General features: G+C 65.3%; 13 protein-coding genes. 4 read left to right on the forward strand and 9 right to left on the reverse strand.

The annotated features are described in order from the left end of the window. The 9 genes from HS053_RS19365 to HS053_RS19405 form a co-directional block, all read right to left on the reverse strand. The gene (locus tag HS053_RS19365) at window positions 1-1,089 is read right to left on the reverse strand and encodes an ABC transporter ATP-binding protein (RefSeq protein ID WP_174212898.1); all 1,089 of its coding nucleotides are present in this window, start codon (window positions 1,087-1,089) and stop codon (window positions 1-3) included. Continuing rightward, window positions 1,086-1,886 (reverse strand): ABC transporter permease, encoded by an 801-nt coding sequence (locus HS053_RS19370; protein ID WP_174212899.1) that lies wholly within the window; start codon window positions 1,884-1,886, stop codon window positions 1,086-1,088. Before HS053_RS19370 ends, HS053_RS19365 begins: the two co-directional genes overlap by 4 nt. After that, window positions 1,886-2,725 carry an ABC transporter permease gene (locus tag HS053_RS19375; protein WP_174212900.1) on the reverse strand — a complete coding sequence of 280 codons (840 nt, stop codon included), beginning with the start codon at window positions 2,723-2,725 and terminating at the stop codon, window positions 1,886-1,888. Before HS053_RS19375 ends, HS053_RS19370 begins: the two co-directional genes overlap by 1 nt. A 73-nt stretch (window positions 2,726-2,798) precedes the next feature. After that, window positions 2,799-3,809, reverse strand: a complete 1,011-nt coding sequence (locus tag HS053_RS19380; protein WP_174212901.1) for an ABC transporter substrate-binding protein — start codon at window positions 3,807-3,809, stop codon at window positions 2,799-2,801. A gap of 30 nt (window positions 3,810-3,839) precedes the next feature. Next, entirely contained in the window at window positions 3,840-5,303 is a 1,464-nt protein-coding gene (locus HS053_RS19385; RefSeq protein WP_174212902.1) for an aldehyde dehydrogenase, read from the reverse strand. Between the two features lie 29 nt (window positions 5,304-5,332). Continuing rightward, window positions 5,333-6,370, reverse strand: coding sequence for an LLM class flavin-dependent oxidoreductase (locus tag HS053_RS19390; protein WP_174212903.1), 1,038 nt, complete (start codon window positions 6,368-6,370; stop codon window positions 5,333-5,335). Next, window positions 6,367-7,302 (reverse strand): flavin reductase family protein, encoded by a 936-nt coding sequence (locus HS053_RS19395; protein ID WP_174212904.1) that lies wholly within the window; start codon window positions 7,300-7,302, stop codon window positions 6,367-6,369. Before HS053_RS19395 ends, HS053_RS19390 begins: the two co-directional genes overlap by 4 nt. Then, the gene (locus HS053_RS19400) at window positions 7,299-8,093 is read right to left on the reverse strand and encodes an alpha/beta fold hydrolase (protein ID WP_174212905.1); all 795 of its coding nucleotides are present in this window, start codon (window positions 8,091-8,093) and stop codon (window positions 7,299-7,301) included. Before HS053_RS19400 ends, HS053_RS19395 begins: the two co-directional genes overlap by 4 nt. Further along, window positions 8,065-8,667 carry an amino acid synthesis family protein gene (locus HS053_RS19405; protein ID WP_174212906.1) on the reverse strand — a complete coding sequence of 201 codons (603 nt, stop codon included), beginning with the start codon at window positions 8,665-8,667 and terminating at the stop codon, window positions 8,065-8,067. Before HS053_RS19405 ends, HS053_RS19400 begins: the two co-directional genes overlap by 29 nt. 97 nt (window positions 8,668-8,764) lie before the next feature. On the opposite strand from HS053_RS19405, the gene HS053_RS19410 reads away from it, so the two are divergent. The 4 genes from HS053_RS19410 to HS053_RS19425 all read left to right on the forward strand — a co-directional run bounded on the left by HS053_RS19410 (window position 8,765) and on the right by HS053_RS19425 (window position 12,154). After that, window positions 8,765-9,448, forward strand: a complete 684-nt coding sequence (locus HS053_RS19410; protein ID WP_174212907.1) for a GntR family transcriptional regulator — start codon at window positions 8,765-8,767, stop codon at window positions 9,446-9,448. Next, window positions 9,445-9,735 carry a DUF1330 domain-containing protein gene (locus tag HS053_RS19415; RefSeq protein WP_174212908.1) on the forward strand — a complete coding sequence of 97 codons (291 nt, stop codon included), beginning with the start codon at window positions 9,445-9,447 and terminating at the stop codon, window positions 9,733-9,735. Before HS053_RS19410 ends, HS053_RS19415 begins: the two co-directional genes overlap by 4 nt. A 116-nt stretch (window positions 9,736-9,851) precedes the next feature. Beyond that, the gene (locus HS053_RS19420; protein WP_241699949.1) at window positions 9,852-11,297 is read left to right on the forward strand and encodes an aldehyde dehydrogenase family protein; all 1,446 of its coding nucleotides are present in this window, start codon (window positions 9,852-9,854) and stop codon (window positions 11,295-11,297) included. Window positions 11,298-11,299: 2 nt separating this feature from the next. Next, window positions 11,300-12,154: an FAD-binding oxidoreductase gene (locus HS053_RS19425; RefSeq protein WP_174212909.1), complete on the forward strand. Its 855-nt coding sequence runs from the start codon at window positions 11,300-11,302 to the stop codon at window positions 12,152-12,154. The last annotated feature ends 53 nt before the right edge of the window (window positions 12,155-12,207 follow it).

Below are 12,207 nucleotides of genomic sequence, written 5' to 3' on the forward strand. Positions count from 1 at the left end.
TTATCCTCGCACGAAAGCATGGGCCGCCTCGGGCGACCAGCGTATATACAGGCTGTCCCCGCGCGCAATCCGGCCCGAAAGCGGATGGCCAAAATTCAGCCGCACCGACAGCGCGTCACCCCAGCTTGTCCGTGCCGCAACCGTGGTGTTGTTGCCAAGGAAGGTCATATCCTCGACCGTGACCGGCAGCGAGGCGCCCGCCGCCCCCGGCTCTGGCGCAAGCTCGATCCGTTCGGGCCGCAGCATAAGCTCGGCCGCCTGCCCGGCATGGCCGCTGCCGTGCAGCGGAACATCGGCCACCAGCGTTCCATCGGCAAAGCGCAACCCGGCGCGATTGCCGCTGACCCCCGCCAGTTGCCCGGCAAGAAAGGTGCTGTCGCCAATGAAATCGGCCACGAAATGCGTGGCGGGATTGGCATAAAGCTCGGGTCCGGTGCCAACCTGCTCGATCTTGCCCTGATTGAAGATGGCAATGCGGTCCGACAGGCGCAAAGCCTCTTCCTGATCATGGGTGACATACAAGATCGTCACCCCGGTTTCCTGATGGATGCGGCGGATTTCAAACTGAATTTCCTCGCGCAGCTTCTTGTCGAGCGCGGAAAGCGGCTCATCCATCAGCAACACCGGCGGATCATAGACCAGCGCCCGGGCCAAGGCGACGCGCTGCTGCTGGCCGCCCGACATCTTGGCCGGCATCCGGTCTTCGAACCCGTCCAGCCGCACCAGCGACAAGGCGCGCTTGACCTTGGCGGCAACCTCATCCTGCCCCATGCGGCGCACGCGCAGCGGGAAGGCCACGTTTTCCCCCACGCTCAGATGCGGGAAAAGCGTATAGCGTTGGAACACCATGCCGATGTTGCGCTTGTGCGAGGGCGTTTGCAGGATCGACTGGCCCCGCAGCCGGATATCGCCCGCGGTGGGGTCTTGAAACCCGGCAAGGATGTAAAGCGTCGTCGATTTGCCCGAGCCGGACGGGCCGAGGAAAGTCATGAACTCCCCTTCGGCGATGGCCAGCTCGACATGGTCGGTGGCGACGACATTGCCATAGGTCTTGCGGATGCCGTTGATGTGCAGGAAGGGCGCGGTCATTCGGATTTGCCTTTGCGGATCAGGGCGGCGGCGATCATCAGGATCACCGTCAGCGCGACAAGAAGGGTTGAGGCGGCGGCGATCACCGGGGTCAAATCCTGCCGCAGCGTGGTCCAGACCTTGACCGGCAGGGTCTGCAGGCTGGGCGAGGCCATGAAAATCGCCAGAACCACCTCGTCCCACGAGATGAGGAAGGAAAAGATTGCTGCCGAAAACAGCCCGTGGCGGATGCCCGGCAGGGTAACGCGCAGCCGCGCCTCCCATGGGCTGGCGCCGCAGAGGATGGCGGCATCCTCGATGGCGGGGTCAAAGGTTTCCAGTGCGCCGGTGATGGTGATGATGGCAAAGGGCAGCGCCACGATCAGATGGGCAATCACAAAGCCCGGCAGCGTGCCGTTGATGCCCAGCCGCAGGAAGGCCGCGTAAAGCGCCACGGCGACGATCACCACCGGCAGCACCATCGGCGTCAGGAAGAACGCCCGCAGCACGGCGCGGCCGCGGAACTTGCCCCGCACCAGCGCCAGCGACGCCAGAAGACCCAGCGCCACCGACAACACCATGACGATGACGCCGATCTTGGCCGAGGTCAGCGCCGCACCCAGCCAGCGCGGATCGGCGAACAGTTCTTCATACCATTTCAGCGTCCAGCCCGGCGGCGGAAAGATCAGCCAGCGCGACGACCCGAAAGACAGCGCCACGATGAACAGGATGGGCAGCAGCAGGAACAGCGCCATCAGCGCGCAGATGCCCGAAAGCGCCCATTTCCACGCGCCCAGCTTGTTGAAATCCAAGAGCATCAGCGGCCCTCCCCCGGCTCGAAGAAGCGCAGTTGCACGGCGTAAAGACCCAGCGTCACCACCAGCAGCACAAAGGCCGCCGCCCCGCCCATGCCCCAGTTCAGCAGGCTTTGCACCTGTTGGGCAATCAGCTCGGCCAGCATCATGTTGGCCGTCCCGCCCAAGAGCGAGGGCGTGACGTAATAGCCCAGCGACATCACGAAAACCATCAGCGCACCCGAGGCGATGCCGGGTGCGGCCAGCGGCACCAGCACCCGCCACAGCGCCTGCGCCTTGGTTGCGCCGCACAGGGCGGCGGCCTGCAGGATGGCCGGGTCGATCTTCTTGATGACCCCCATCAGCGGCAGGATCATGAAGGGCAGCATGATATAGACCATGCCGATGGTCACCCCCACCAGATTGTTCGTCAGTTGCAGCGGCGCGTCGATCAGACCCAGCGCCATCAGGCTGCGGTTGATCAGCCCGGTCTGTTGCAGCAGCACCATCCAAGCATAGGTGCGCGCCAGAAGGTTGGTCCACATCGACAAAAGGATGATGGCAAAGATCACCCCGGCCCAGCGCCGCGGCATGATGGCCAGCGCCCAGGCGACCGGAAAGGCGATCAGCACGGTGATCAGCGTGACCACGGCCGACACGAAGAAGGTGTTGAAGAAGATCCGTGCATAGGTCGAATTGCCCAGAAGCGTGACATAGTTCTGCAGGCCCGGCTCCGGCTCGGTGACCGAACGGGTCAGAAGTGCCGCGACCGGCACCACGAAAAAGGCCAGCAAGAGCAGGATGGCAGGCATGGCAAAGCCAAGCCCTGATCCGCGGCGGCGCGCGGCGATGGCGGACAGCATTGGGAAACCCTCAGAAGGATGTCAGCAGATGGTCCGGGCGCCTTGGCAGCACCCGGACCGTTGCAGGCGGGCGTTACTGCGCCTGCCAAGCATACCAGCGGTTGCCGATCTCATCGCGGTGTTCGGCCCAATAGGCCATGTCGGCATTCACCTGCACCGCCGTCTGTGCATCGGGCAGCGTGGCGCGCACCGCAGGGTCCATCAGATCGGCCGAACCAAGGTTGATCGGCGCATAGCCGGTGGTGGCGGCAAAGGCGGCCTGTCCTTCGGCGCTGGTCGCCTCGGCGATGAACTTCATCGCGGCTTCCTTGTTGGCTGCCCCCTTGGGCACCACCAGCGCATCGGCGGCAGTGATGTTCTGATCCCAGCTTATGCCCACCGGCATTCCGTCGGCGGCCAGTGCGGCAAGACGGCCGTTCCAGAAAAAGCCGATCGGCGCCTCACCCGAGGCGAGGAGTTGCTGCGACTGCGCGCCACCCTCCCACCAGATGATATCGGCCTTGATCGTGTCCAGCTTGGCAAAGGCCCGGTCAAGGTCCAGCGGATAGAGCGCATCCGGTGCCACGCCATCGGCCAGCAGGGCCGCTTCGATCACACCCGGAGCCGACCATTTGTAGAAGGTCCGCTTGCCGGGAAACTTGGCGGTGTCGAACAGGTCGGCCAGCGTGGCGGGCTGATCGCCGGTGAAATTCGCCGGGTTCCAGCCCAGCACGAAGGAGTAGTAGAACGAGCCTACCGCGAAATCCGACACAAAGCGCGGGTCAAGCTTGGTCTTGTCGATCACGGTAAAGTCCAGCGGCTCCAGCAGCCCGGCTTTGCCGGCCTGAAGCGCCCAGTCATATTCGGCGTCCACCACATCCCAAGACACTGCCCCGGCCTCGACCATAGCTTTGATCTTGCCGTAATCGGTGGGACCATCGGCCACGACCGCAGGCCCGCCCTTTTCGGTGAAGGGGGCCGCCCAATGCGCCATCTGCGCATCCTGCGTCGTGCCGCCCCAAGAGGTGAACACCATGTCCTGCGCCAAAGCGCCTTGCGCGGCAAACACGGCAGCCGTGGCCAGCGCCACAAGTTTCGTCTTCATCCTATCTCCTCCCAAAGATGATGCAGGGGTTCAGCGCATCACGAACGGATCCGGGATCGGATCGTCCGAGGTGCGCAGCCAGACGGTCTTGACCGTCGTGTAATCCAGCGCCGCCGCCATGCCGCCTTCACGGCCATGGCCCGAAAGACCGTGGCCGCCAAAGGGCGCGATGGGCGAAACGGCGCGGTAGGTGTTGACCCAGACGATCCCGGCCCGAATGCCCCGGATCATCCTGTGGGCGCGGGTCAGGCTGCGGGTGAAAACGCCCGAGGCAAGGCCGTATTCGGTGTCATTGGCCAGCACCAACGCCTGATCCTCGGTATCAAAGGCCACGACCGAAAGGATGGGGCCAAAGAACTCTTCCCGCAGGCAGGGCGCATCGGGCGCATTCGTGCAGTCCAGAATGGTCGGCGGAAAGTAGAAACCCGGCCCCTCCGGCGCCACGCCGCCGGTGACAATCACCGCCCCCGCCGCGACGGAGCGGGCAATCAGTGCCACGATCCGGTCCCGCTGGCGGGCGGTGCAAAGCGGGCCAACCTCGGTTGCCATCTGATCAGGGGCACCGATTGCCACCGCTTCGGCCTTGGCCTTCAGCCGGGCAAGGAACGCCTCCTTGACGCTGCGCTGCACCAGAAGACGCGAGCCTGCGACACAGCTTTGCCCGGTGGCCGCGAAGATGCCCGAAACCTGCGCATTGGCGGCGCTGTCTAGATCGGCGTCGTCAAAGACGATGAAGGGCGATTTCCCCCCCAGCTCCAGCGAGGTTTTGGCAAGGTTCTCGGCGCTTGCCCGCACGATATGGCGCGCGGTTTCCGGCCCGCCAGTAAAGGCGATATGGGCCACTTTCGGATGGGTAGTCAGCGCCCGCCCCGCCTCTGGCCCGCCGGTGAGGATATTGACAACGCCGGGCGGAAAGCCCGCCTCCTGCACCAGCCGCGCGAACTCCAGCAGCGGCGCCGGGCCATCCTCGGACGCCTTGACGACCAAGGTGCAACCCGCCGCCAGCGCCGGACCGATCTTGACCGCCGAGAGGAAAAGCTGGCTGTTCCACGGCACGATGGCCGCAACCACGCCCACCGGCTCGCGCCGCAGCCAAACCTCCATATCCGGCTTGTCGATCGGCAGATGGGCGCCTTCGATCTTGTCCGCCAGCCCGGCATAATAGCGGTAATATTCCGCGACATAGGCGATCTGGGCGCTGGTTTCGCGGATGATCTTGCCGGTATCGCGGGTTTCCAGCGCAGCCAGACGCGGCGCCGCCGCCTGCACCAGATCGGCCAGCCGGTGCAAAAGCTTGCCCCGCGCCGAAGCCGTCATCGCGGGCCACGGCCCCGACAGGAACGCCCGATGCGCCGCCGCCACCGCCCGCTCCACCTCGGCGGCACCGGCAAGGGGCATCTGCGCCCAAGGTGCCCCCGTGGCGGGGTCAAGGCTTTCAAACATCGCCGGGCCTTCCTCGAAAGCCCCGTCGATATACTGTGCAAAGCGGTCCATCAGGCGTCCTTTCCGCTGGCGAAGTCTGGTCAGGCGAAGGCGGGCATCACGTCGCGGATCAGCCGTTCAAGCGAGGCTTTCTTGCGGGCAAAGCTCATCCCGGTGTCGATCCAGAAGCTGAACTCGTCATAGCCCAGCGCCTCGTATCCCTTAATCCGCTCGATCACTTCCGCAGGTTCACCGATGATCTGGTTCTTGCGCATCGCCGCCGCCGAATAGAACGGATGGGCCGCGATTTCGGCATCGGTCAGTTCCTGGATCAGGCCCTGGCTGATGGGCCGTTCGTTTTTGAACCAAGCGCCGAAATAGCAATAGAACTTGTTGATCTCTTCGGCGGCAAGTTGGGCATCCGCCTCGCTGTCGGCGACATAGGCGTGGCGCAGGACCATGATCTTCGGGCGCTCCACCTCGGGATGGGCGGCGCAGGCGGCGTTGAACCGCTCCATCAGGCTGACCACCTCTTCGTCACCCAGATGCAGCGGCGTCACCTGCACGTTGCAGCCTTGCGACACGGCAAAGTCATGGCTGTTCGGGTCACGCGCCGCGACCCAGATCGGCGGGCCAGAGGGTTGCAGCGGCTTGGGCGAGGCGGTGGTTTTCGGGAACTGCCAGTATTCGCCGTCATGGGCGTAATCGCCTTCCCACAGCGCCTTGACCGCCGGGATCAGCTCACGCATCCGCCCGCCGGCGCCCCAGGCATCCAGCCCCGGCATCAGCCGTTCATATTCAAAGCTGTAGGCGCCGCGCGCAATGCCAAGGTCGAGCCGACCGTCCATGATGATGTCGGCCATCGCCGCCTCACCCGCCAGCCGGATCGGATGCCAGAAGGGCGCAATCACCGTGCCGGTGCCCAGCCGGACATTCTTGGTCCGCCGCGCCAGATCGACAAGGTTCAGCAGCGGGTTCGGCGCGATGGTAAAGTTCATGCCGTGATGTTCGCCGGTCCAGATGGCGTGCATCCCGCCTTCGTCAGCCATGCGGCACAGCTCGATCATCTCATCATAAAGCTGCTTCTGGTCATCTTCGGCCGAAACGCGCTCCATATGGATGAAAAGTGAGAATTTCATGGGTCTTTCCTTTCCCCGATCCGTTGCACGCGTCCCTGTTCATGTGTCCCGAAATAGAGGCCGTAATTGCCCATACGAGCCTCGGCAGCGAGGCGTTCAAGCATGGTCAGCATGGCGGGGTCGGTGACATCTGCGACCCCCTCGGGCGTAAGATCGACAAAGGCACCCTGCGCAGGCGTGCCGGGTTTGGCGGGGCAGCGGAAGGCGATGTGCTGCTTGCCCTGCGTCACGTCATCGTAAACGGCATAGATTTCGCCCGCCGTGGCAGGCAGGCCGGTTTCGGCGATCAGGCGGGCAAGGGCGTTCTGCACCCCCTCACGCCCGACGCGGGCCATGGGCAGGGTCAGTCCGCCGCGCCCGTCATCGCGCAACAGGATCTTGCCTTCGCATTCCAGAATGGCGGTGATCACCACATCGGGGCCTGCCGGCAGTTGCGCTGCCGTCTGCGCCGGGGTCACATAGGCCCCGCGGTAATAGCCCAGTCCCGGCGCCGGGGCGGCTTCGAACGCGCCGATCCGGCCCAGAAGGATCGTATGATCCCCCGCCGGGATGGCCTGTTCCAGCGTGCAATCGAACCACGCCGAAACGCCCGCGATCAGCGGCGATCCGACCGGCCCCTGCCGCCAGTAGACATTGGCAAAGCGGTCCTCAGACGGGCGGGCGAAGGTGGCAGAGACATCCTTCTGCCCCTCGGCCAGAATGTTCACGGCAAAGCCCGCGCCCGCAGCAAAAGCCGCCAGGTTGACCGAGCGGTTCGAGATCGACACCAGCAGAAGCGGCGGGTCCATCGAGACCGAGGAAAAGGAATTGGCGGTAAAGCCCAGCGGCTTGCCTGTATCGTCGCGGGTGGTGACCACGGTCACCCCGGTCATGAAGCAACCGAAGGCATCGCGCAGCGCACGCGGGTCCAGCGGGGGAAGAGGGTCGGTCATGCCGCAATCTCCTTGGTGGACAGCCAGTGTTGAAGCTCTGCCGTGACCGCCTCGGGGGCGGTCAGGTTGACCATGTGGCGGTGCCCCCTGATCACCACGGCGCGGCCCTGCGGGGCCATCGCAGCCATGGCTTCGGTCATCGCCGGGGTAGAGTTGGCATCGCCATCCGCCGTCAGCACCAAGAGCGGGCAGCGGATTTCACTGAGCCGGTCGGAATAGACGGCATCACCGCGCGCAAAGGCGCGGTAGGCACTGGCATAGCCCGTGGCCGAAACCGCCCGCAGCCAGCCCGCAACCTGATCGCGCAACGCCGCCTCTTCGGGGGAAAACCAGCGCGCCAGCGGTGCCTCGATGCCACCCGCGCCCGCCGCAATCTCGGCCGCGCGGGCCAGAACGGCCGCCCGCGCCTCGGGTGTGCGGCGATGCACGCCGTTCAGCAGCGCCGCGCGCCGGATCAGATCGGGCCGTTCCACCGCAAGGCCCCCGGCAATCAGCGCGCCCATCGAATGACCAGCGACCGAGACCGGCCCAAGGCCCAACGCCTGAATCACCCGCGCCGCCCATGCGACGTAATCGGGCAGCTCCGGCGTGCCCGGCAGCGCGTCGCTTTCGCCATGGCCGGGCATATCGACGGCGATCACCCGGAAATCGCGGGCCAGCGCCGCGATCTGCGGACCCCAGGCTTCGGCCCGCATGCCGACACCATGGATCAGCAGCAGCGGCTCTCCCGCCCCCGCCTCGATCACGCGAACGGCAAGACCGTCAGACAGATGCAGGGTTTGCGACATCATGGCCCAGATCTTTCAGATCCTGATAACGGTCGCCGATCCGGTGGTGCGGGCGCCCTCCGGTCGAGGCCCCCAGCGCCACCACGATTTCGTCGGCGGCAGGCGCGTCGGGAATGGCAAAGTGGATGGTCTGGTAATGCGAGCGGCGGCCTTCGTCATGCTTGTCCATCAGCGGCACCATGATCGGGGTGTTCGCGCCGCCGCGGACATTGGTGAAGGCAAGATAGGTCTTGGCGCCCAGCGCCTGCCGGTAATGGTTACCAAAGCGCAGCGTGTGGATCAGCGCGTTGGCATGTTCCAGCTCGCCGTCAAGGCCGACGACCGCCGCCTTGCCATAGCCTTCCACATTCTCGGCGCCGCCCGCCGCCTCAAGAATCATCGCGGTCAGAAGAGCGCCCAGTTCGGGGGCAACCGCATGGATTTCCGGCTTCAGGTCTTCGACAAAGCCGCGCCCGGCCCAGGGGTTCTTCAGCACAGCCGCCGCCGCGATCAGCTTGAGCGGCTTTGGCGCTGCACGGCCGCCCTCAATCAGCGTGGTCTCGATGTTGAGATAGGTCTTGCGAATCTGTGCCGACATGGGGGCCTCCGGTTTCTGTTTTGGTATGTTGGTATACCATCATATCACATGTCAAGATATTCTTGCACTGGCCCCGCCCTGCGCCTATCGTGGCGCCATGGATCAGACCAATGATGCCGACCTGCGGATCGAACATGCCCCCACCACGCTGCGCGAGCTGGCGGTGGACCGTATCCGGCAGGCCATCATCTCGGGCCGCTTCACCGGCGGCGACCGTCTGGTCGAACGGACGCTCTGCGATCAACTGGGCGTTTCCCGCTCGGTCGTGCGCGAGGCGATCCGCTATCTTGAGGCCGAGGGGCTGGTGGAAACGCAGGCGCGCAGCGGGCCCATGGTGGCCAAGCTTGACTGGGGCCGCGCGCAACAGGTCTACAACATCCGCCGCCTGCTTGAGGCTGATGCCGCAGCGGCCTGCGCCAGAATCGCCGACACCCGCATCAAGGACCGGCTGCGCCGGGCGCTGACCAATCTTGAGGCCGCCTTCAGCGATGCGGCCCCGAGCCGGGTTTATGAGGCGACCACGGAATTTTACGAGACGATCTTCACCTCCGCCGGCCATGACATCGCCTGGGAGGTGGTGCAGCGCCTGAATGGCCGGATTTCCCGGCTGCGGGCGCTGACCCTTGCCACCACGGACCGCCGCATTTCCGGCCCGGCCCATATGGCGCGGATTTGCGAGGCGATCTGCAACAAGGATGCCACCGCCGCCGCCAAAGCCGTGAGCGACCATCTGACCGAGGCTTCGGAAATCGCCCGCCGCCTGCTGGAGAACGAGAAATGACCGCCTACTGGATCGCCCATGTCACCGTCTCTGACCCCGAGGTCTATGCGCGGTATCAGGCGCTGGCCCCTGCCGCATTTGCCGCCCATGGCGGGCGGTTTCTGGCGCGCGGCGGCGAATCCGATGTCTTGGAAGGCCCCGAACTGGCCCGCCATGTGGTGATTGCCTTCCCCACGCTGGCCGCCGCCCGGGCCTGCTATGCCTCGGAAGAATATCAACAGGCGCTGCGACATCGCCTTGGGGCCGCAACCGCGCATGTCGTCCTTGTGGATGGCCTGCCGGAATAGCGATCCGGCCCGCATCAGAGCGCGAAACAGCAAAGAATAACTTTCCCTGGCTGATCTCTTCTTTGCAGAGGGCAAGCCCGCTTTGCGCGATAGTGCCGCCAAAACGGCGCTATCGAATGGAAACCACCATGCCCCTGCCCCTGCGCAACCTGATCGGCGGTGAATGGGCCCTGCCCCATGACACAAGCGAGAACCGCAACCCGGCCAATCCCGAAGACCTGATCGGGCTTTATGCCCGCGGTGGCGCGGACGAGGTGGCATCGGCGGTCGCGGCCGCCAAAGCGGCGCAGCCCGGCTGGGCCGCCGCCTCGCCCCAACTGCGGGCCGATGTCCTGCGCCGGGTGGGTGACATACTGCTGGCACGGGTTGACGAAATGGCCCGGCTTCTGAGCCGCGAAGAGGGCAAGACCCTGGCCGAAGCCAAGGGCGAGGCGCTGCGTGCCGCCCAGATTTTCCATTTCTATGCGGGCGAACCGCTGCGCCTGCCGGGGGAAAAGCACAACTCGATCCGCGAAGGGGTCGAGATTGACGTGACACGCGAACCGCTGGGGGTTGTCGGTCTGATCACCCCATGGAACTTTCCCATCGCCATACCGGCCTGGAAAACTGCGCCGGCACTGGCCGCCGGCAATTCGGTCATTCTGAAACCCGCCGATCTGACGCCGGGCTGTGCGCATCTGCTGGCCGAAATTCTGGTGGCGGCAGGCTGTCCGGCGGGCGTTTTCAACCTTGTCATGGGGCGCGGCTCCGAGATTGGTGCGGCCTTGGTCGCTCATCCCGATGTGGCGGCGATTTCCTTTACCGGGTCGGAAAGGGTCGGGCGTGGCATTGCGCGCGGCTGCGCCGAGGGGATGAAAAAGGTCCAGTTGGAAATGGGCGGCAAGAACCCCATGGTGGTGACCGCGCGGGCCAATCTTGACCTTGCCGTGGGTGCCTGCCTGAACGGCGCGTTCTTTTCGACCGGGCAACGTTGCACCGCCTCGTCCCGGCTGATCGTCGAGGCGGCGGTGCATGACGCATTCGTCGCCCGCCTGACCGCGGCCATGACTGCGCTGCGCCTGGGTGATCCGCTGGACCCCACCACGCAGATTGGTCCGGTGGTCAGCGAAAGCCAGCTTTCAGGCAACCTCGACTATGTGCGGCTGGCCACACAAGAGGGTTGCGAGGTGATTGGCGGCCAAAGGCCCGACCGGCCCGGCAGCTTTCAGAACCCTGCGCTGTTCGTGAATGCGACGAATGACATGCGGGTCGCGCGCGAGGAAATCTTTGGCCCCTGCGCAGCGGTGATCCGGGTGGCCGATTTCGACGAAGCCCTGTCGGTCGCCAATGACACGGACTTTGGCCTGTCTTCGGGCATCTGCACCGACAGTCTGGCCGAAGCGACGGCCTTCAGGCGAGCCTCGCGGGCCGGCATGGTGATGGTGAACCTGCCCACCGCCGGGGTTGACTATCATGTGCCCTTCGGGGGCCGGGGCGCCTCCTCTCTGGGGGGCCGCGAACAGGGGCGGCTGGCGATGGATTTCTACACGACGGTCAAGACCGCCTATACTTTTGCGGGGTGAACATGCTGGTGGATGATCTTGCCGACCTGCTGGGGCCAAGTGGCTGGCTTGCCGATGCGTCAGGCCATAGCCGCGACTGGCTGGACCGCTACGGCACGCCCCCCTTGGGCGTGGCACGGCCCGCAACCACGGTCGAGGTTTCGGCGGTGGTCGCGCTGTGTCATGCGGCAGGGGTCGCCGTCGTGCCGCAGGGGGGCAACACCGGGCTTTGTGGCGGGGCGGTTGCCGGTGAAGCAGGGGGCGTAATCCTGTCCCTGTCGCGCATGGCGCAGATCGGGCCGATGGACCCCGACAGCGCCAGCGTGGTCGTCGATGCCGGGGTGGTTCTGGCCGATCTGCACCAGAGGCTTGAAGGGTCGGGCCTGATCTTCCCGATGCATCTGGGTGCCGAAGGGTCTGCCCGGATCGGCGGGCTGATCGGAACGAATGCGGGCGGCAGTCAGGCGTTCCGCCATGGCATGATGGGCGACCGGGTGCTGGGGCTTGAGGTTGTCCTGCCCGACGGCGCGGTCTGGGACGGGCTGCGCGCGGTGCAGAAAGACAATGCCGGCTTTCAGTTGCGTCGACTGTTCTGCGGCGCCGAGGGCGCTCTGGGTGTTGTGACCCGGGCCGTGTTGCAGCTTGCGCCTGCGCCGCGCCAACAGGCAACGGCGCTTCTGGCGGTGCCCGGCTGGGAGGCGCTGGTGCAGCTTGGCCGGCTTTTGCGCAGCGAGGCGGGCGAGTTTCTGGCCGCCATTGAGTTCTTTTGCGACTTCGGGTTGACGCTGGCAGAGCGGCATGTCGCCGGGCTGGTCTTTCCTTTGCAAAGCCGCGCCCCGGTTTACCTTCTGGTCGGCTCTGTTGCACAAATCCCGTGAGGGATTCATCTCGTGAATCCAGCGTGGTAGCCGGCGTGCATGAGCAGACCCAT

Source organism: Tabrizicola fusiformis, from assembly GCF_013328815.1.
Taxonomy (GTDB): domain Bacteria; phylum Pseudomonadota; class Alphaproteobacteria; order Rhodobacterales; family Rhodobacteraceae; genus Fuscibacter.